Genomic DNA, 18,746 nt, shown 5'->3' on the forward strand with positions numbered 1-18,746 from the left:
CCTACTCCATTCTTCTTTTTTGAGCGATCAAACGCTCGAGTTCCAATAAAGCTTTTTCCGCATCCCCTGTCGAGGAAGCTTCCTTCACTTTATTTCCAATTTGCTGACTTTCTTTGCGAAGAAGCTCACGATTTCGCGTTTCTTCCACTTCTTCTAATTCACCATCCGCTATCTCTTCTGGCAAATCTTCTTCTAACATCCGGTACCAGGCGTGCTGGACCCCTTCAGGTTGCTCGGACAAATCCTGAGATGTGACTTCTCCATTTTGACAGAGCAATTTATACAAGCTCTGTAACTCCGGTGTGTCGAAGACAAAATCAGGTCGCAAACGGTAATCATTGAGCACCATTGGAAAATCTTTCATCCTACTTAATAAATGATTTTCCGCCTTGATCAAGCGCGTCATCCCACGATTAGGCAGGAGATCGACTGAAAAATTCGACGTTCTTGATCGTCCACCACTTTGATCCTCCTGCCGTTGATGCAAGCGACTATTATTGACAATCTGCTCAATCTGCAAATAATCAAAGTCTGGCAATAAATCTGCCAACTTATAAATATAGGTGTTTTGCGCTGTGATGGAGCGCGTCTGGGCGATCATCGGTGCCAGCTTCTCGACAAACTCAATCTGTGCCTGTAAGTTCTCAATATACTGGGGTTTCCAGTAGTGCATCAAGAATTCAACCTTACTGATCCGCGAATTCTTCAAGAGGGAAGCTAGATCTTCTGGGGAGGTCTTTTTGAGGTACTCATCGGGATCCATCTGATCAGGGATACGGACGATCTCCAACTCCAGATCCTGCAAGACATCCAAAGCCTTAGCGGTTGCTTCAAGTCCCGCCTTATCCCCATCATAGGTCAGAATGACCTTTTTGGTAAAATGAGACAGGTGCTTGACGTGCTCTGGTGTCAAGGCTGTCCCCATAGAGGCGACTGCATTTTCAATCCCAGCTCGATAAGCCGCAATGACATCCATAAAGCCTTCCATGATATACATTTCATGTTGCTTTTTGGCGCTCGTCTTAGCTTGATCCAAATGATAAAGTTCATAACTCTTATTAAATAGACGGGTACTTCGACTATTCTTGTACTTGGCTTGATGACTGCCATCATCCGTTAGTTTCCACAGCCTACCAGAAAAAGCAATGACACGTCCACTATCATCCGTCAAAGGGAACATAATCCGATCCTGAAAGGCATCAAAAACTGTTCCAGTATCTGAGATTGTGAATAACCCCGAATCGGTAATCACTTTCTCAGAGAACTTCTCAGAGAGATTTCGATAGAGATAATTCCCTTCTGCTGGGGCTAAGCCCAATTGAAAATGTCGGATGACCTCATCCGTCAGACCACGTTCATGCAGATAATTTCGCGCTTCTTCTCCCATCTTTGTCGTCATCAGAATCGCCTGGTAGAACTTACTGGCTTCCTGATGAATCTCATAAAGTTCTTGGTTGGGATTGATAGACGTTGGTTGAGCCGGCCTTGCTTGGTACTGAAGCGCAATACCCGCTTTTTCTGCTACGATCTGAACCGCATCCATAAAAGCGACTCCACGGTATTCCTCAATAAACTTAAAGACATCTCCCGAGCGACCACATCCGAAACAATGGTAAAACTGCTTGTCTTCAACGACATTAAAAGAAGGAGTCTTTTCACCATGAAAAGGACAGAGCCCTAAAAAATTACGGCCAGCCTTGGTCAAAGAAACAACTTCTCCAATAACTTCAACAATGTTTACACTGTTTTTAATTTCTGCAATTAGCTCTTTATCAACCATAAACAGTGCCTCCATTTTACCATAGATTATCACTTTATATTTTATACTAAAAGTTAGTAAAAGTAAATTTTTTCCTACCGATTTCACACATAAAAGAAAAGATTTTCAACCTTTATCACTAATTTTAAAAAATGAGGCATATTCCTTGTCAGTCGAATATTTTTCCGTTATACTATCATAGTAAAAAATTATTATGAAAGGACATATTTAGGATATGTTAAAAGATTTGAAAGCTTTTCTCCTTCGTGGGAATATTGTTGACCTTGCTGTAGCAGTCGTTATCGGAGCTGCATTTGGAGCTATCGTAACATCACTTGTTAACGATATCATCACTCCACTTATTTTGAAACCAGCTATGAAAGCTGCTGGTGTTGATAAGATTGCTAATTTGTCATGGAACGGTGTTGCATACGGTAGCTTCTTGAGCGCTGTGATCAACTTCCTTGTTGTTGGTACTGTTCTTTTCTTCGTAGTGAAAGCTGCTGAAAAAGCTCAAAACCTTGGTAAAAAAGAAGAAGCTGTCGAAGAAGAAGCTCCTGCTCCTACTCAAGAAGAGTTGCTTACTGAAATCCGCGACTTGCTTGCAAACAAATAATCAGATAAAAAGATCCGATCTTCTAGCTAGAAGATCGGTTTTTTTGTCTTTAACGGATGAAAAAAACAAAAAACAGACCGAAGTCTGTTCTTGTATTCAATTAGAATTTTTTACGTTTACGAGCTGCTTCTGATTTACGTTTACGTTTTACAGAAGGTTTTTCATAGAATTCACGTTTGCGTGTTTCTTGAAGAGTACCAGCTTTAGTAACCGCACGTTTGAAACGACGAAGAGCATCGTCAAGAGATTCATTCTTACGTACTACTGTTTTTGACATATTTTTCACTCCCTTCAAGCCTAAAATCTTAATAATTTTATCACACTTTAAGGACGCTGTCAAGATCTTTTGAAACTTTTCTAGCCCTCCTAGCCTTCATATCATTTCTTTTTCCAACTTTTTCATTCTTCCCATTTTATGATACAATGGAAACAAAGAAAACCCTGAAGGAGATACTATGTCAGAAATTTATGATATTACAATTGTTGGGGGCGGACCAGTTGGTCTGTTTGCTGCTTTTTATGGCAATATGCGCCAAGTAAAAGTCAAACTGATTGATTCCTTACCTCAACTGGGAGGGCAACCAGCTATTCTCTATCCAGAAAAGAGTATCCTCGATGTACCTGGCTTTACCAATTTAACTGGTGAAGAATTGAGCAACCGCTTGATCGAGCAAGTCAAACGGTTTGATACACCGATCTTTCTCAATGAAACTGTAGAGGATATTCGAAAAGAAGGCGACCTCTTCACCATCACTACTTCTCGCCAACTGCATCAGTCTAAAGCAGTCATTATTGCCATGGGCGGTGGTGCCTTTAAGCCACGCGCCCTTGACATTGAGGGAGCTGAAGACTTTGATAACGTCCACTATCATGTTTCGAACATCCAACAATATGAAGGACAGCAGGTGACCGTCCTTGGTGGTGGAGACTCTGCTGTAGACTGGGCTCTTGCTTTTGACAAGATTGCTCCAACTACGATCATTCATCGTCGGGATAACTTCCGTGCTTTAGAACATAGTGTAGAAGAACTCAAACAATCTTCTGTTAGCATTAAAACACCATTTATTCCTAGCTGCTTGATTGGCGAAAATGGTCATGCCACTCATCTTGAAATCACAAAAGTTAAAACCGATGAAACCGAACTCATTCCGATTGATCACTTATTTGTCAACTATGGCTTTAAATCTTCAATCGGAAACTTGAAAGAATGGGGTGTAGAATTGCAACGCCATAAAATCAAGGTCAACCAAAAACAAGAAACCAGCCTTCCTGGAATTTATGCTTGTGGAGACTGCTGCTTCTATGAAGGAAAGATCGATCTCATTGCTACAGGTCTGGGAGAAGCCCCAACAGCTGTAAACAATGCCATCAACTACATCTATCCAGATAAGAAAGTCCAACCAACCCACTCAACCAGTTTATAATAAAAAAGGCCTTTGGTCTTTTTTAAATTGAAGTCAAACTATTTTAAGTTAATCGATTCTGCAAGTAAGTAAAAATGAGTTCCTATTTTTAGAATGAATCAAGAAAAAATAAAAACTTTCCGCTGTGAGAAAAGTGCCTGAAACAATACGTTTCAGGCACTCGGGAGTTTTGAGAGTAAAACAGTTTGGGAAACTGTTTTAGCCTGAGCCCAGAAAATAAAGAGCGAAGGGGCTCAATACGAATTGAACACGGGCTGCGGCTTGTGTCAAAAAGATAAGTTTTCCTAGAACCTAAGGTTTCTGCGTCAAACTTCCTATTTTGACTTGATCCGCAGACGCCCTTAGTATCTTGATTTAGTCATGGAACTTCTATGAAGTTTGCTGACGTCCGTACTCACCTAAGGAAAGTTTTTAAAAAGACTTTATCCTCATTATGAAAGGCCCTTGGCCTTTTTTATTTGTCTAAATCGTCTGCGATCTTATTGATCTTACGCAAGCGGTGATTGACACCGCTTTTTGAAATAGGTTGTTGCAAACTATCCGCAATCTGCTGGATGGAATAATCTGGATGGTTCATCCGGATATAGGCAACTTCTTGCAAGTCACTTGGTAAACTCCCTAGACCGACCGTATCCACAATTTTACTGATATTATTGATGGTTTTCATACTGGCTGTGACTGTGCGCTGGATATTGGCCATCTCGGCATTATTGGCCCGATTGAGGTCATTACGCGTCTCTCTCATGACCTTGATGGACTCAAATTCCTGCATGGCTTGCATGGCCTCTACGACAATGAGAAAATCAATAATATCTTCCGCTCGTTGCAGATAGGTCACCACTCCTTTTTTCCGCTCGATGGTTTTCGCATCTAGTAAAAATCCTTGCATGAGAAGGGCAATTCCTTCCGCGTGGTCTGTATAAACAGAATGAATTTCCAGCTGGTACTTCCCTTTTTCAGGATCTTTTATCGAACCACTCGACAGAAAAGCTCCCCGAAGATAAGCACGACTAGCTACTTCATCTTCTAAAACACTAGCATCAATGCCTGTCTCAATCCCAAAGAAGGCATCTGCCAAATGCAAGTCAGCTAAAATTTCTTCTACCTTTTCATCCAAGAATACTGTGTAGACACGATTCTTTTTCAAATTGGTTTTTTGATGGTGGCGAATATCTGATTTGGCCTCATAAAAATGATGCAATAATTCATAGATATGGCGAGCAATCTTGGCATTTTCTGTCGTTACCGAGAGCGTCAAGCCGCCCATTGATATGCCGAGGCTCCCAGACATCTTGATAATAGCAGCTAATTCACTCTTTTCAAATCGCTTGAGAGACAATAATTCTTCTTTGACACGAACCGTAAAACTCATTTTCTCACCTGCACGATCTGCATCAGCTCTTCGACCACTTTTTCACCATCATGAAAGGCGCCACCATTGACTAACTTCAAGAAATCGGAAGAAATCACTTGAGGAACTTGCGAGTGCAACCCCTTAAAATCGTGCTCTACCTGGACCAAGTATTCATCAAATTTATTGCTGTTCATATAAGCTGCGGGAACCTGATTGATATTGACAAGGACGGTATCGATGAACTTCTCTCCTAAATGTTTGTGGAGAACGGCAACGTGGTCACTGTCTGTGAAGTGTTCTGTCTCCCCTCTTTGGGTCATGATATTGCAAACATAGGCCACCTGAGCCTTGGTTTCAAGGATGGCTTTCCCAATCTCATCGATCATCAAATTAGGAAGGATCGAGGTAAAGAGCGAACCAGGACCCAAGACGACCATGTCACTTTCAAGAATCGCTTCCACCACTTTCTTACTAGCCTTTGGACGCTCTTGATCAAAGGTATTGGTCACATAAACATGATCAATCATGCCGGTGTAGTTGGCAATGTGGCTTTCTCCTACCACCTCTTTTCCATCTTGAAAAACGGCATGAAGGGTCAAGGGACTATCACTGGAAGGATAGATCTTGCCGGTCGTATGAAAGAATTTGGTTAACAACTGCATGGCGTTGTAGGTCGAGCCTTGCATCTCTGAAATCCCTGCAATGATCAAGTTTCCCAAAGGGTGCCCAGCCAAAGGCCCATCATCGTCCGCAAAGCGGTATTGAAAGACTTTCTCATAAAAACGAGGCATATCTGACATAGCAACCAAGACATTTCGAAGATCCCCAGGTGGTGTTAATTTTTGGATGTTCTTCCGCAATTCACCTGAACTCCCACCATCATCTGCAACGGTTACGATGGCAGTAATATCGACCGGTTTCTTTCTCAGACTATCGAGAATAACAGAAATCCCTGTCCCTCCTCCAATAACAGTTACTTTAGGTTTTCTCATGAGCGATTCACCGTTTCTTTCCGTCTGTCTTTGTCTCTATGACTGCAATTGACTTGCCAATTTTTTTCTAAATCATGCGCTAAGCGCTCTGCAAAGGCAACTGAACGGTGTTGCCCACCGGTGCAACCCATGGCGATGGTGAGAACAGATTTACCCTCCCGTTTATAGGACGGTAAAATCGGAACGATCAAGTCATGGAGGTGACGGTAAAAGTCCTCCGATTCAGGATGATCCATGACATAATCATAGACTGCTGGATCTTGACCGGTTAAATTCCGAAGTTCCAATTTGTAGTAGGGATTCGGAAGAAAACGCACGTCAAAAACGAGATCAGCATCGATCGGAAGGCCATATTTAAACCCAAATGACATGACCTCAACCCGAAAATCTGGCTGATTATCTTGACTGGCAAATTGTTCTGCGATCGTTTTTCTCAGGTTACGAGGCGTCAACTCAGTCGTATCCACCACATTTTGACTGATATTTTTTAATGGTGACAAGAGTTCGCGCTCTAAGGCAATCCCATCCAAGACACGGCCATCTGCCGCTAGTGGGTGACTACGACGAGTTTCCTTGTATCGTGCTACCAACTCACTGTCAGTGGCATCCAAGAACAAGACCTTGAAATCGAGGTCTTCTTGGTTATCCAATTCATCCAAAATGGTGCGAATTTCATTGAAAAAAGAACGGCTCCGCATGTCCACAACAACGGCTAATTTATTGTTATCGGGACTGTGGCGCATGAGCTCAATAAATTTCAGCAAGAGCGCCGGTGGCATATTATCGATGGTAAAGTAACCCAAATCCTCAAACGATTGGATGGCGACGGTCTTTCCAGCACCGCTCATCCCTGTTACCATGACCAGTTGAATCTTACTTTCTGTCATTTTCTCCTCCCATAAATAAAACAGAGTGGCCTACAGTTTCCTGCTCTCCACTCTGTCTTTTTGTCTTTGAATGGTTATTAGGCTTTGATTTCCGCAATAACTTCAATTTCAACCTTCACATCACGTGGCAGGCGTGCTACTTCAACAGCAGACCGAGCTGGAAACTCTGTAGTAAAGACTGTTTTATAGACCTCATTAAAAGGTACAAAGTCATTCATATCACTTAAGAAACAAGTGGTTTTCACCACGTGGTCGAAGTCTGTCCCAGCCTCTTCCAAAATAGCCCCAATGTTCTTTAAGACTTGCTCTGTTTGTTCTTGGATGGTTTCGCCAATGATTTCACCTGTTTCAGGTGACAAGGGAACTTGTCCGCTTGCGAAGAGAAGATTGCCTACGATTTTCCCTTGAACATAAGGTCCAATTGCTGCGGGTGCTTTATCTGTATGAATTGTTTTTGCCATAGTATTCTCCAAGTCTATTTACTTCTGCTGATTTTCTTTTGCTAATTTTTCCCTTTGTAAGCGCAATTTCCGCTTAGGATTTAGCGTATTAAAGAGTTCTTCTAGTTTTTCAGCATTCCAAACATCGGCTGCTGAAACAAAATTTCCATTTTCATCTCGAAAAGATATTGGTTTATCTCCCACTGAAAAAGCCTCACTTCTTATTTGGAATCCTTGATCCTCTGGGGATCTATCCTAATCTACAAACTCAAATTCAAATTTACCGATCCGGACAATATCGCCATCTTTTGCCCCACGCGCACGGAGAGCTTCATCAACACCCATGCCACGCAATTGACGAGCAAATTTCATGACCGCTTCATCCCGATCGAAATTCGTCATATTAAAGAGTTTTTCAAGTTTTTCACCAGACAAGACCCAAGCGGCATCGTCATCCCGACTGATGTCAAAGGCTGGCTGGTCTTCATCAAAGCCATAGTAGACTTCTTCTTGAGCCATTTCGTCTTCTGAATACAAGAGGAATTCTGGCGTTTTATCTAACAATTCTGCCGTTGCTTCTAACAAGTTATCCAAACCTTGATGCGCCAAACTAGAGATCGGGAAGATCTGTGGCAGTTCATCAAACTCATCGTAATTGGCTGCCAATTTCTTCTTGAACTCTTTCAAGTTTTCTTGACTTTCTGGCATATCCATTTTATTTGCCACGATAATCTGAGGTCGCTCCATCAAACGAAGATTATAAGTTTCAAGCTCTTTATTGATTTGAACATAATCTTCGTAAGGATCGCGTCCTTCACTCGCTGACATATCAATAACATGCAAGATAACTCGTGTGCGCTCGATGTGGCGAAGGAACTGGGTTCCTAGTCCGACTCCTTGGCTAGCTCCTTCAATCAATCCAGGAAGGTCTGCGACTGCAAACGATTCACCTGATGGCGTCCGAACCATTCCCAAATTTGGAACGATGGTAGTGAAATGATAAGCTCCAATCTTTGGTTTGGCTGAAGTGATGACACTAAGAAGGGTAGATTTCCCAACAGAAGGGAAGCCAACCAAACCAACATCTGCCAAGACCTTGAGTTCTAATTCAAGTTCGCGTTCCTGACCAGGCTCTCCATTTTCAGAAATCTCTGGTGCTGGATTTTTAGGAGTGGCAAAACGAATATTTCCACGTCCGCCACGGCCACCGTGTGCAACAATGTACTCTTGTCCATTTTCAACTAGGTCCGTAATGACCTTGCCAGTCTCAGCATCTCGGACGGTCGTTCCTTGAGGGACTCGTACATAGAGATCTTCTGCTCCCCGTCCGTGCATCCCTTTGGTCATTCCTTTTTCCCCATTTTGGGCTTTGAAATGTCGGTTATAACGGAAGTCCATCAAGGTACGCAAGCCTTCGTCTACTACAAAGATGACATTGCCACCACGACCTCCATCACCACCCCAAGGTCCGCCATTAGGGACATATTTTTCGCGACGAAAAGCCACCATGCCATCGCCGCCATTTCCAGCCTTGACCTTAATCTTGGCTGTATCTAAAAACATACTCATAAATAGATGATTTCCTTTATTTCTGCGTGCGTCTTAGTAAGAAAGAGCACCAATTGCGGTTGCAAAGATTGCACCAACCGTTACAATCAACATAATCACAATGACGACCATCGTGATCATTTCAAATGGTGTTTTTTTACGTTTTCCGTTATCTCCAAAAGCCACTTCTAATACCTCGATTACTATAAATTCATTAGCCCTATTTTACCACGAAATAGGGGATTTTTCAAATCGAGTCTACACAAAAAGACCAGACAAAGGTCTGATCTTTTATGAATAGATTTAGGAATCTTTTCTTACACGTAAAATACCAACCGATAGAACTGCTAGGAAGACACCCATGACAAGAACCACCGGTGTCATCTTTTCACCTGTACTTGGAAGAACTTTTTTCTTACCAGGTTTTGGGGCTTCTTCTTTAACAGAAGATGAAGATGATTTCGATGAAGAACTTGATGTGGATGTTGAGTTCGATGTAGAACTGGAACTCGTTGAAGATGATGAACTTGATGAAGAACCAGAACTCGTTGAAGATGATGAACTTGATGAAGAACTAGAACTCGTTGAAGATGATGAGCTTGATGAAGAACTAGAACTTGATGAGGAGGTTGAGCTAGGTGTCGGTGGCGTTTGTTCTTTCTCACCCAATCCTTCGCCAGATCCTGTTTCCAATCGCACTTCACGGGTTAAACTACGCGGTGCTGGGAAATTGGTTGCCTTCCATGTTAATGTATTATGGACAATATCGCCTACTTTCGTTCCAGGTGCCACTTTCGTAGAATATTCAATATACATTGGCCAATTGTAATTATCACCAAATTCAATCGTAAAACCAGTGGTCTTTCCATCTGCATTCTTATTGAAAACAGCTTTTTTAGTAAAGTTATCCAGAACTGGGAGACTTAATATCTGAGCTTCGTTCTTAATCCCACCTTGTACAGGAGCATAACGAACAGCGCGTAAGCTACCTTCAACCAATGTTAAACCATCTCCGAATTGGTCTTTAATGACCATTCCACGAAGCATATCTTGGCGAGCATTTAAGAGAATCCGCCATTTGATAATGGTTGGATCAGACTTATCTTGGTAACCGTATTTCATCTCATAGTCTCCAGCTTCTCCAGCTGTTTTTTCATAATTCAATGAAAAATCTGTATTTCCTAGTTTAAACTGGATTGGAGATGTTTTTGTAACTACTTCTGAATCGACTTTTACATCAAAATGAAGAGCAACTCGTTTGTTGAGTGGATGAGATGCGAAATAATCATTAAAGGTAACGGTCACTGTTTTCTTAGCTGTATCAACGACAGCTTTCCCCACCGTCTGACCATTTGATTGACCTTCCTCAAGAACATTGAATTCCAGTGCTGTGTAGAGGGCTAATTCTTTTGGCAAACTAAGAGTTAAGGTATCACCAGTTTGAATAGTTTGCGAATCTGGAAAGGCTAAATAAATACTTGCTGACAATTTTTCATTTGTCAACACCTTGCTCCCATTTGTTAGCGTGTTACCGTCTTTCGTTAGACGTGCTGTCTGTGTATATGATGAGACTTCTGCAGCATGTATTGTTTTAGTCAAACCAGCTGTGAATAGAATCGTTAGCACTAAGGCAAGTGCCCATACAATTTGACGAACCTGTTTCATATATACCTCCTCTGCTCGCCTATTTGCGAGCCATGTTTTTTACAAGGTTAAAGTCCGATTTCTGCTTGAACAACTGCAGCAATGGTATCTACATAGTAGTCCACTTCTTCATGGGTTGGTGCTTCTGCCATCACTCGAAGGAGGGGTTCAGTTCCACTTGGACGTACCAAAATACGTCCATTTCCTGCCATCTCCGCTTCCATTTTTTCAATGATTTCACGAATAGCAGGTACTTCCATCGCCTTATCTTTCATGCTATTTTCAACCCGGATATTGACGAGTTTTTGTGGATAAATGGTTACTTCAGCAGCCAATTCAGATAATTTCTTGCCGGTTTCTTGCATGATTTTAGTCAATTGAACTCCTGTTAATTGACCATCACCAGTCGTGTTGTAATCCATGATGACGACGTGACCGGATTGTTCACCACCAAGGTTGTAACCAGACTTGCGCATCTCTTCGACCACATAACGATCTCCAACAGCTGTGATTTCTTTTTGAATTCCCTTCGCATCTAATGCCTTGTGGAAGCCGAGATTGGACATGACGGTTGTGACGATCGTATTTTTTTCGAGCAAGCCTTTGCTTGAAAGATAAGAACCGATGATGTACATGATCTTATCCCCGTCAACAATCTCTCCATTTTCATCCACTGCAATCAAGCGATCGCTGTCTCCGTCAAAGGCTAGACCAATCGCTGCGCCTACTTCTTTGACTTTCTCTTGCAAATGCTCTGGGTGAGTAGAACCAACCCCATCATTGATGTTCAAACCATCTGGGTTTTCACCGATGACGGTCAATTGAGCTCCCAGATCTGCAAAGATTTGACGGGCACTAGTAGAGGCTGCACCATTTGCTGTATCTAAGACTACGTGCATGCCCTCGAGTTGGACACCTGTCGATACAAGGAATTCTTGATACTTACGCAAGCCTTCTGGATATTCCATGACCGTTCCTAAACCTTGGGCACTTGGACGTGGAAGGGTATCTTCAGCAGCATCAAGCAAGGCTTCAATTTCAAGTTCGCGATCATCATCCAATTTGAAGCCATCACCACCAAAGAATTTGATGCCATTGTCCAAGGCTGGATTGTGGCTAGCAGAAATCATCACTCCGGCACTGGCTTTTTCCGTACGAACTAGATAAGCAACACCTGGCGTTGCAATCACACCCAACTTGTAGACGCGAATTCCAACAGATAAGAGGCCAGCAATTAAGGCATGCTCTAACATTTCACCAGAAATACGCGTATCACGTCCAACAAATACCAAGGGTGTTTCTTCTTCATGTTGGCTCAACACATAGCCACCGAAACGGCCTAGTTTAAAAGCCAATTCTGGCGTTAATTCTACATTTGCTTCTCCACGGACACCGTCCGTCCCAAAATATTTACCCATTCTTCATTACCTTTTTTACTTTCTAATTACTTGAACTGGAGGAGGTCGACGACGAGCTGCTTGAGCTTGACGTAGACGAGCTACTCTTTGTGGTCACTTGAATCCGTGTTTCACTCGGCTTGACCAAACCTGGTAGAACATTTCCTTGGGCATCTACTGCATTTAAGGAAATAGTTCCGCTATAATTTCCACTAATGATCTCACTGGATGGGAAGACCGCTTGGACATGATCAATGCGACTCAAGGTTTCTTGATCGCTGGTCACTTCTACCTTGGTGGTTTCAAGAGAAATATCCGAAACCGTTATTCCATCCACAATTTGATTGTCCGGGATCGTAGCCCTGACCGCAAACGATTTTTTCGCTTTCTTCCCGATTTTTACAGAAACTTTCTGAGGCTCTACGGTTGCGGTCAAACCAGCCGGAAGATCTTCCACAATCAACGGCACTTCAACGGTACCTTCCTTGGCCTTACGAAGATCCGCTACCACGCGAAACTTCCGAGTTCCCGGCTGCATTTCGCTTGCTAGAGCGACCCGGTTTGAACCCTTTAGAAAGACTGTTACTTCCGATGTTAACCCACTGACAAAGTATGTCTTGTCATTGTACTTGGCATCAATCGGAATATTGGTCAAGGTATTGGTGTAGGTCTCTGAACTTACTTGTCTAGCGCTGCTATTATTTTGAAAATTAAAGGATGACGCATTAATAAACAAGATAAAGGACAATAAGACGGAGGCAAAAACATAAAGAAATTCTTTTTTCGATCTCATTTTGTCACCCTCCCAAATAGACGCTCTTTCCAACTACTCGTTTTATTCTCTTCAGGAACCAAGAAGGATCTCAATTCTGCCTCGAACTCTTCTAAAGTTAAATCGTGTCGGAAGGTTCCATTATAGGTCATAGAGATCCCGCCCGTTTCTTCTGATACCACAAAGGTAAAGGCATCCGAAACTTCAGACAAACCAATGGCTGCGCGGTGACGCGTTCCGAACTCTTTTGAAATTCCGGTATTTTCCGTCAAGGGCAGGTAGGCACAAGAAACGGCAATTTTATCATTGCGGACAATGACCGCTCCATCGTGCAAAGGAGTATTAGGAATGAAGATATTAATCAGCAATTCTCCTGAAATTTCCGCATCTAGTGGAATCCCTGTGGAAATGTATTCCTGAAGGGTTCTGGCCCCTTGAATAGCTACCAAGGCACCAATCTTACGTGGGCTCATATAAGCCACTGCCTTGACATAGGCCTGTACCATTTTCTCTTCCTGACTGACTTCACTCGTCGTAAAAAATTCTGTCGCCCGACCTAAACGCTCTAAGCCAATCCGAATTTCAGGGGAGAAAATCACAACCAGCGCGATAACCCCATAGGTAATCACTTGATTGATCAGCCAAGAAATAGTCGTTAAACCCAAAAAATTGGCTAAAAATTGAGCCAAGAAAAAGATAATAACTCCACGCACCAAAATCATGATCTTGGTCCCGACGATGGCCTTGATCAAAAAATACAGCAACCAAGCCACCAGGGCAATATCGATGATATTGATAATAACACTCCACCAATTTGGGAACAAACTGGTCCAAAATTGTGGATTTGAAAACTGTTGAATATTCATATTCTCATACCTACCACTTCTCTAAAAGACATCATCTTATTATAACACGTTTCAACAGATTTTTCTGTAACCTTCTGATGCTTTTTATGATAAAATATGATTTATGAAGATAAATACAACCTTGGGCCTTCTGGCAGGAAAGCTTTCCGGCTCTATTCTAGAAAAGATGGGGCGGGGATCAACCCTACCAGGTAAAGTAGCCCTCAAATTTGATAAAGATATTCTCAGTCAACTGGCAAAAAACTATGAGATTGTTGTGATTACAGGGACAAATGGAAAAACCCTGACCACTGCGCTAACAGTAGGTATTCTCCAAGAAGCTTTTGGACCTATTTTGACCAATCCAAGTGGGGCCAATATGATCTCTGGGATTACAACGACCTTCTTACGTGCTAAGCATTCGAAAGCAAATCGACCGATTGCGGTACTTGAAATTGACGAGGCCAGCCTCTCTCGGATTTGTGATTATATTAAGCCCAGCCTTTTTGTGGTCACTAATATTTTCCGGGACCAGATGGACCGCTATGGAGAGATCTATACGACCTACCAAATGATTTTGGATGCTATTCACAAGGTCCCAACTGCCACGGTTCTGTTAAATGGAGATAGTCCTCTCTTTAATAGTCAGACCTTATCCAATCCGATCCAATATTATGGATTTGATACTGACAAATCAGAGCCACAACTAGCTCATTACAATACGGAAGGAATCCTCTGTCCGCATTGCCACAACATCCTCCAGTACAAGCTCAATACCTATGCTAATCTTGGGGATTATATCTGTGAGCACTGTGGTTTCCACAGGCCTTCTCTGACTTATGCCGTATCGGATCTCCTCTCATTAACCCAGCGCTCTTCCCAATTCCGGATCCAAGGGCAAGATTACCACATCAATATCGGTGGTCTCTACAACATCTATAATGCCTTAGCAGCTGTTTCCGTTGCTGGATTCTTTGGGGTTCAACCTGAAGTGATTAAGCAAGGATTTGATCGCAGTCGCGCTGTCTTTGGTCGCCAGGAAACCTTTAAGATTGGGGATAAGGAATGTACCCTAGTCCTGATTAAAAATCCGGTTGGTGCGACCCAAGCCATTGAAATGATCAAACTAGCCCCTTATCCCTTTAGCTTGTCGGTTCTCCTCAATGCGAATTATGCAGATGGGATTGATACCAGCTGGATTTGGGATGCCGACTTCGAGCAAATCACTCAGATGGACATTCCAGAGATCAACGCTGGCGGGGTGCGCCACTCTGAGATTGCTCGGCGACTTCGGGTCACTGGCTATCCTGCAGAAAAGATCACAGAAATGGCTGAATTAAAAGAGGTTTTCCAACGCATCCAGCAACAGGAAACCCCTCACGCTTACATTTTAGCTACCTATACAGCCATGCTAGAATTCCGTGAACTTTTGGCCCAAGAACACCTGATTGAAAAGGAGATGCACTAATGACTTATACTTCCCTAGAATCTTCTGATCAGGCACAGTATCCCTACAGCCTGCGTATTGCCCATCTCTATGGCAACTTAATGAATACCTATGGGGACAATGGGAATATCCTCATGCTCAAGTACGTTGCGGAAAAGCTTGGAGCCCATGTCACTGTTGATATCGTCTCTCTCAAAGACCGGTTCGACCCTGATGCCTACGATATCGCCTTTTTCGGCGGCGGGCAAGACTACGAACAGACCATTGTATCCGAGGATCTACCAGATAAAAAAGAAGACCTCGAACGCTTCATTGATGACGATGGTGTAGTCCTTGCTATCTGTGGTGGCTTTCAGCTTCTAGGCCAATACTACATTGAAGCTTCTGGCAAACGCATTGAGGGACTTGGCATTATGGGCCACTATACGCTCAACCAAGTCAACAACCGCTATATCGGTGATATCAAAATCCATAACGAAGAATTTAACGAAACCTATTATGGTTTTGAAAACCACCAAGGTCGGACCTTCTTGGCTGAGGATGAAAAACCGCTGGGTAAGGTCATCTATGGAAATGGGAACAACAAAGAAGATGGGTGCGAAGGGGTTCATTACAAGAACGTCTTTGGCAGCTACTTCCACGGTCCTATCTTGTCCCGAAATGCCAATTTGGCCTATCGACTAGTGAGCACTGCTTTAAAAAATAAATATGGCAAGGACCTTTCCCTACCGGCTTATGAGGAGATTCTAAGCCTAGAGCAGCCGGAAGAGTACGCTGATGTGAAAAGCAAGGCCCCTGCTGAACAATAAGGAGATAATGATGAACAAAAATAATCTACACTACATTGCTTTATTACTTTTAATTTTATTGATTGCTGGTATTTCCCTTGCAAACATGCAATCAGTCACTGTGAATTTCCTCTTGGTCCAATTTAAATTGCCCTTGATCATTCTGATCTTGCTCTGTGTCCTCTTGGGTGCATTTGTCATGACCTTGGTTAATTTTTCAAAGGGCTTCTCCCTAAAAAAAGAACTCAAGAGCACTCAAAAGCAACTGGAGGAAGAAAAGAAAGAAGTTAAAATAGAAGAAAAAAATAACAACTAAAAAAGCACCGATCGGTGCTTTTTTTATGCTGATGTACCTTCTTTTGCTTGTAATTTCTTGGCGACTACTTGTGCTAAGAGTGAAAAGAGGATGACGCCAGCTCCTATCAAGAGAAAAGATTCTACACGGACACTTGGCAACCAGGTCATCAAGCCTTTAGCCACAGGCATAAAGAGAATGGCCAAGGTAAAAATGGTGCTTAAGACCCGGCCCAGATAGTCTCCTTCTACCTTGGTTTGAACCTGGGTAAAAAAGTGGATGTTAAAAATTGTCATAAAGAGCTCACAGACTAGATTTCCAGAAAAGGAAAGAAGAGGCGGAAGGGGCAAGCCCATCATGAAGACTCCTACTCCTGTTAAAATCAATAAGAAAAGTAGCATTTCCATGCTTGATTTAAATTTATTAGCAATCAAGGCTCCGATGATAGAGCCAATAGCGCCCAAGGTTAAGATGGTCGCATATGCTCCTTTGACCCCGTAAAGGCGATTCGAAAAAGGAATCAAAAACTCAAAAGCTGCAAAAAAGAAATTGACGCTGGAAGCCACCAACAAGAGAAAGAAAATCTCTTTCTGATGCCAGATATAGTGCAATCCATCCTTCATATCCGAAAAAATATCTTTTCCCGTAAGCCGTTTCTTTTCCTGAACCTTGGCTTCTTCTTTCGGAAGGAAAGCGACCAGAACAAAGGCGATGAAAAAAGTTAGCGCATCTAGTAAGAGAGTCGCATGGAGACTGGCAAATTGTAAAACAAGGAAAGAGAACACAGGAGAACTAACACCGACCACTTGTAAGGTCAACTCCAAGCGGGCATTATAGGTCACAATCTCATCCTTTTCTACAACTTCTGTGATAATGGCTTTATTAGCCGTACGAGAGAAAGCAAAAGCAATGGCCTGGACAATATTGGCAACAATCAGGCCTGCAATCATCAAGCTATCATTTGTGATAAAAGAAATTCCCAAACAAAGGAGACCACAAACCAAGTCGGTCGTCATCAAAATCTTGCGACGGGAAAAACGGTCTGAGATCACGCCTCCAAATGGATTGACTAGAATGGAGGTGACGAGTTCAGAAATCTGATAAATCCCCAACACTGTCTTTCCTACCGTCCCCATCGAAGCCAGCCAAACACTGTTCCCATAGTCATAGAGCATATTTCCCATTCTATTGATCGCCCCACGAGCAATCAACTGGATAGCATGTCGATTCATAAAAAACCTCCTTCATTTTCTGAAACTATTGTATCAGTTCATGAAAGAGGTTTTCATTTTGTCCCCTATTTGGGAAAATTAATGCTTTACAAATTTATCAAAGGATCCCTACTGTTCTTTTGATTGAAGTTGCTTAGCTACTAGCTGAGCCAAGAGTGAAAAGAGAATAACCCCAGCTCCAATCAAGAGAAATGATTTCATACGGACGCTTGGCAACCAAGTCATCAACCCTTTGGCGATGGGCATAAAGAGAACAGCCAAGGTATAAATTGTGCTCAATACTCTACCTAGATAATCATCTTCCACCTTGGTTTGTACTTGAGTAAAAACGTGGATGTCGAAAATGGTCACAAAAAATTCACAGACCAAATTTCCTGAAAAGGAAAGATAAGGCGGAAGGGGCAAGCCCATTATGAACACTCCTATCCCTGCCATGATCAGTAAAAACAGGAGAATTCTCATACTTGATTTCATTTTATTGGCAACAAGCGCTCCTAGAATAGATCCAATAGCTCCCAGCGTTAAAATAGTCGCATAAGCTCCTTTAACCCCGTATAGACGATTCGAGAAGGGAAGTAAAAACTCAAAAGCTGCAAAAAAGAAATTGACGCTAGAAGCCACCAACAAGAGAAAGAAAATCTCTTTCTGATGCCAGATATAGTCTAACCCATCCTTGATATCAGAAAAAATATCTTTCCCGGTAAACTGTTTCCTCTCTTGCACCTTAGCTTCTTCTTTCGGAAGGAAAGCCACTAGGACAAAAGCAATGAAAAAGGTCAGTGCATCTAATAAGAGGGTCATATGAAGACTGGCAAATTGTAGAACTAGGAAAGAAAAAACAGGTGAACAGACACTAACAACCTGTAAGACTAACTCCAAGTGAGCGTTATAGGTCACAATCTCTTCTTTCTCTACTACCTCGGTAATAATGGCTTTATTGGCAGGTCGAGAAAAACCAAAGGCAATGGCCTGAACAATATTGGCAAAAATAAGAGCCGCAATCATCAAGCTATCATTTGTGATAAAAGAAATCGCCAAACAAAGGAGTCCACAAACCAAGTCGGTCGTCATCAAAATCTTGCGACGAGAAAAACGGTCTGAAATCACTCCTCCAAAAGGATTCACGAGAATCCCTGTCACTAACTCAGAAATCTGATAGATCCCTAATACCGTCTTTCCTATAGTCCCCATCGAGGCCAGCCAGACACTATTCCCATAATCATAGAGCATATTTCCAATTTTGTTAATAGCTCCACGACTAATTAATTGGACCGCATGTCGGTTCATAAAATCTCCTTTATCACTG

At 42.4% G+C, this 18,746-nt stretch carries 20 protein-coding genes; 5 read left to right on the forward strand and 15 right to left on the reverse strand.

What is annotated here, in order from left to right:
• Window position 1 precedes the first annotated feature (1 nt).
• Complete coding sequence (gene dnaG, locus NFR56_RS05310; protein ID WP_251458026.1) at window positions 2–1,780, reverse strand: DNA primase; 1,779 nt, start codon at window positions 1,778–1,780, stop codon at window positions 2–4.
• A 214-nt stretch (window positions 1,781–1,994) separates the two neighbouring features.
• On the opposite strand from dnaG, the gene mscL reads away from it, so the two are divergent.
• On the forward strand, window positions 1,995–2,375 hold the full coding sequence (gene mscL, locus NFR56_RS05315) for a large conductance mechanosensitive channel protein MscL (RefSeq protein WP_021152922.1): 381 nt from the start codon (window positions 1,995–1,997) through the stop codon (window positions 2,373–2,375).
• Between the two features lie 100 nt (window positions 2,376–2,475).
• Here mscL and rpsU read toward each other — a convergent pair whose 3' ends face one another.
• Window positions 2,476–2,652: a 30S ribosomal protein S21 gene (gene rpsU / locus NFR56_RS05320; RefSeq protein ID WP_000048054.1), complete on the reverse strand. Its 177-nt coding sequence runs from the start codon at window positions 2,650–2,652 to the stop codon at window positions 2,476–2,478.
• A 178-nt stretch (window positions 2,653–2,830) separates the two neighbouring features.
• Here rpsU and NFR56_RS05325 point away from each other — a divergent pair, with 178 nt between their 5' ends.
• Window positions 2,831–3,799, forward strand: coding sequence for an NAD(P)/FAD-dependent oxidoreductase (locus NFR56_RS05325; RefSeq protein WP_251458029.1), 969 nt, complete (start codon window positions 2,831–2,833; stop codon window positions 3,797–3,799).
• Window positions 3,800–4,253: 454 nt separating this feature from the next.
• Here the strand turns inward: NFR56_RS05325 and whiA are convergent, their stop codons facing one another.
• The 11 genes from whiA to cdaA form a co-directional block, all read right to left on the reverse strand.
• Window positions 4,254–5,171: a DNA-binding protein WhiA gene (gene whiA, locus NFR56_RS05330; RefSeq protein ID WP_003006525.1), complete on the reverse strand. Its 918-nt coding sequence runs from the start codon at window positions 5,169–5,171 to the stop codon at window positions 4,254–4,256.
• Window positions 5,168–6,145 carry a YvcK family protein gene (locus NFR56_RS05335; protein ID WP_003017791.1) on the reverse strand — a complete coding sequence of 326 codons (978 nt, stop codon included), beginning with the start codon at window positions 6,143–6,145 and terminating at the stop codon, window positions 5,168–5,170. Before NFR56_RS05335 ends, whiA begins: the two co-directional genes overlap by 4 nt.
• On the reverse strand, window positions 6,142–7,032 hold the full coding sequence (gene rapZ / locus NFR56_RS05340) for an RNase adapter RapZ (RefSeq protein ID WP_251458032.1): 891 nt from the start codon (window positions 7,030–7,032) through the stop codon (window positions 6,142–6,144). Before rapZ ends, NFR56_RS05335 begins: the two co-directional genes overlap by 4 nt.
• Window positions 7,033–7,109: 77 nt before the next feature.
• Window positions 7,110–7,493, reverse strand: a complete 384-nt coding sequence (locus NFR56_RS05345; RefSeq protein WP_003006514.1) for a RidA family protein — start codon at window positions 7,491–7,493, stop codon at window positions 7,110–7,112.
• A gap of 18 nt (window positions 7,494–7,511) precedes the next feature.
• Complete coding sequence (locus NFR56_RS05350; RefSeq protein WP_003006512.1) at window positions 7,512–7,676, reverse strand: hypothetical protein; 165 nt, start codon at window positions 7,674–7,676, stop codon at window positions 7,512–7,514.
• 51 nt (window positions 7,677–7,727) lie between these two features.
• Window positions 7,728–9,041: a GTPase ObgE gene (gene obgE, locus NFR56_RS05355; RefSeq protein WP_023917726.1), complete on the reverse strand. Its 1,314-nt coding sequence runs from the start codon at window positions 9,039–9,041 to the stop codon at window positions 7,728–7,730.
• 33 nt (window positions 9,042–9,074) lie between these two features.
• Entirely contained in the window at window positions 9,075–9,206 is a 132-nt protein-coding gene (locus tag NFR56_RS05360; RefSeq protein WP_003011566.1) for a DUF4044 domain-containing protein, read from the reverse strand.
• A gap of 117 nt (window positions 9,207–9,323) precedes the next feature.
• Complete coding sequence (locus NFR56_RS05365) at window positions 9,324–10,685, reverse strand: LPXTG cell wall anchor domain-containing protein (RefSeq protein ID WP_049472166.1); 1,362 nt, start codon at window positions 10,683–10,685, stop codon at window positions 9,324–9,326.
• A 47-nt stretch (window positions 10,686–10,732) separates the two neighbouring features.
• Complete coding sequence (glmM, locus tag NFR56_RS05370) at window positions 10,733–12,082, reverse strand: phosphoglucosamine mutase (protein ID WP_023917722.1); 1,350 nt, start codon at window positions 12,080–12,082, stop codon at window positions 10,733–10,735.
• A gap of 22 nt (window positions 12,083–12,104) precedes the next feature.
• Window positions 12,105–12,854 (reverse strand): CdaR family protein, encoded by a 750-nt coding sequence (locus NFR56_RS05375; protein WP_023917720.1) that lies wholly within the window; start codon window positions 12,852–12,854, stop codon window positions 12,105–12,107.
• A complete protein-coding gene (gene cdaA / locus NFR56_RS05380) occupies window positions 12,851–13,699 on the reverse strand; it encodes a diadenylate cyclase CdaA (RefSeq protein ID WP_023917718.1) in 849 nt (282 codons plus the stop codon). Before cdaA ends, NFR56_RS05375 begins: the two co-directional genes overlap by 4 nt.
• 103 nt (window positions 13,700–13,802) lie before the next feature.
• Between cdaA and murT the strand changes: the two genes are divergently transcribed.
• Genes murT through NFR56_RS05395 form a run of 3 tightly spaced genes read left to right on the forward strand, consistent with a single transcriptional unit; the run spans window position 13,803 to window position 16,229 of the window.
• A complete protein-coding gene (gene murT, locus NFR56_RS05385) occupies window positions 13,803–15,146 on the forward strand; it encodes a lipid II isoglutaminyl synthase subunit MurT (protein WP_023917716.1) in 1,344 nt (447 codons plus the stop codon).
• Complete coding sequence (gatD, locus tag NFR56_RS05390) at window positions 15,146–15,934, forward strand: lipid II isoglutaminyl synthase subunit GatD (protein ID WP_049472163.1); 789 nt, start codon at window positions 15,146–15,148, stop codon at window positions 15,932–15,934. The genes murT and gatD overlap by 1 nt, the downstream gene beginning before the upstream one ends.
• Window positions 15,935–15,944: 10 nt before the next feature.
• Entirely contained in the window at window positions 15,945–16,229 is a 285-nt protein-coding gene (locus NFR56_RS05395) for a lipopolysaccharide assembly protein LapA domain-containing protein (protein ID WP_024056107.1), read from the forward strand.
• Between the two features lie 23 nt (window positions 16,230–16,252).
• On the opposite strand, the gene NFR56_RS05400 is transcribed toward NFR56_RS05395, so the two are convergent.
• On the reverse strand, window positions 16,253–17,440 hold the full coding sequence (locus tag NFR56_RS05400; protein ID WP_045759262.1) for an MFS transporter: 1,188 nt from the start codon (window positions 17,438–17,440) through the stop codon (window positions 16,253–16,255).
• A gap of 108 nt (window positions 17,441–17,548) precedes the next feature.
• A complete protein-coding gene (locus tag NFR56_RS05405; protein WP_049472161.1) occupies window positions 17,549–18,727 on the reverse strand; it encodes an MFS transporter in 1,179 nt (392 codons plus the stop codon).
• Between the last annotated feature and the right edge of the window lie 19 nt (window positions 18,728–18,746).

It is taken from the genome of Streptococcus caecimuris, from assembly GCF_943193075.1.
Lineage (GTDB): Bacteria > Bacillota > Bacilli > Lactobacillales > Streptococcaceae > Streptococcus > Streptococcus caecimuris.

Excerpts from the sequence above, each read along its gene's own strand:
- dnaG (WP_251458026.1), bottom strand. The coding sequence starts at position 1,780 with ATGGTTGATAAAGAGCTAATTGCAGAAATTAAAAACAGTGTAAACATT.
- mscL (WP_021152922.1), top strand. The coding sequence starts at position 1,995 with ATGTTAAAAGATTTGAAAGCTTTTCTCCTTCGTGGGAATATTGTTGAC.
- rpsU (WP_000048054.1), bottom strand. The coding sequence starts at position 2,652 with ATGTCAAAAACAGTAGTACGTAAGAATGAATCTCTTGACGATGCTCTT.
- NFR56_RS05325 (WP_251458029.1), top strand. The coding sequence starts at position 2,831 with ATGTCAGAAATTTATGATATTACAATTGTTGGGGGCGGACCAGTTGGT.
- whiA (WP_003006525.1), bottom strand. The coding sequence starts at position 5,171 with ATGAGTTTTACGGTTCGTGTCAAAGAAGAATTATTGTCTCTCAAGCGA.
- NFR56_RS05335 (WP_003017791.1), bottom strand. The coding sequence starts at position 6,145 with ATGAGAAAACCTAAAGTAACTGTTATTGGAGGAGGGACAGGGATTTCT.
- rapZ (WP_251458032.1), bottom strand. The coding sequence starts at position 7,032 with ATGACAGAAAGTAAGATTCAACTGGTCATGGTAACAGGGATGAGCGGT.
- NFR56_RS05345 (WP_003006514.1), bottom strand. The coding sequence starts at position 7,493 with ATGGCAAAAACAATTCATACAGATAAAGCACCCGCAGCAATTGGACCT.
- obgE (WP_023917726.1), bottom strand. The coding sequence starts at position 9,041 with ATGAGTATGTTTTTAGATACAGCCAAGATTAAGGTCAAGGCTGGAAAT.
- NFR56_RS05365 (WP_049472166.1), bottom strand. The coding sequence starts at position 10,685 with ATGAAACAGGTTCGTCAAATTGTATGGGCACTTGCCTTAGTGCTAACG.
- glmM (WP_023917722.1), bottom strand. The coding sequence starts at position 12,082 with ATGGGTAAATATTTTGGGACGGACGGTGTCCGTGGAGAAGCAAATGTA.
- NFR56_RS05375 (WP_023917720.1), bottom strand. The coding sequence starts at position 12,854 with ATGAGATCGAAAAAAGAATTTCTTTATGTTTTTGCCTCCGTCTTATTG.
- cdaA (WP_023917718.1), bottom strand. The coding sequence starts at position 13,699 with ATGAATATTCAACAGTTTTCAAATCCACAATTTTGGACCAGTTTGTTC.
- murT (WP_023917716.1), top strand. The coding sequence starts at position 13,803 with ATGAAGATAAATACAACCTTGGGCCTTCTGGCAGGAAAGCTTTCCGGC.
- gatD (WP_049472163.1), top strand. The coding sequence starts at position 15,146 with ATGACTTATACTTCCCTAGAATCTTCTGATCAGGCACAGTATCCCTAC.
- NFR56_RS05395 (WP_024056107.1), top strand. The coding sequence starts at position 15,945 with ATGAACAAAAATAATCTACACTACATTGCTTTATTACTTTTAATTTTA.
- NFR56_RS05400 (WP_045759262.1), bottom strand. The coding sequence starts at position 17,440 with ATGAATCGACATGCTATCCAGTTGATTGCTCGTGGGGCGATCAATAGA.
- NFR56_RS05405 (WP_049472161.1), bottom strand. The coding sequence starts at position 18,727 with ATGAACCGACATGCGGTCCAATTAATTAGTCGTGGAGCTATTAACAAA.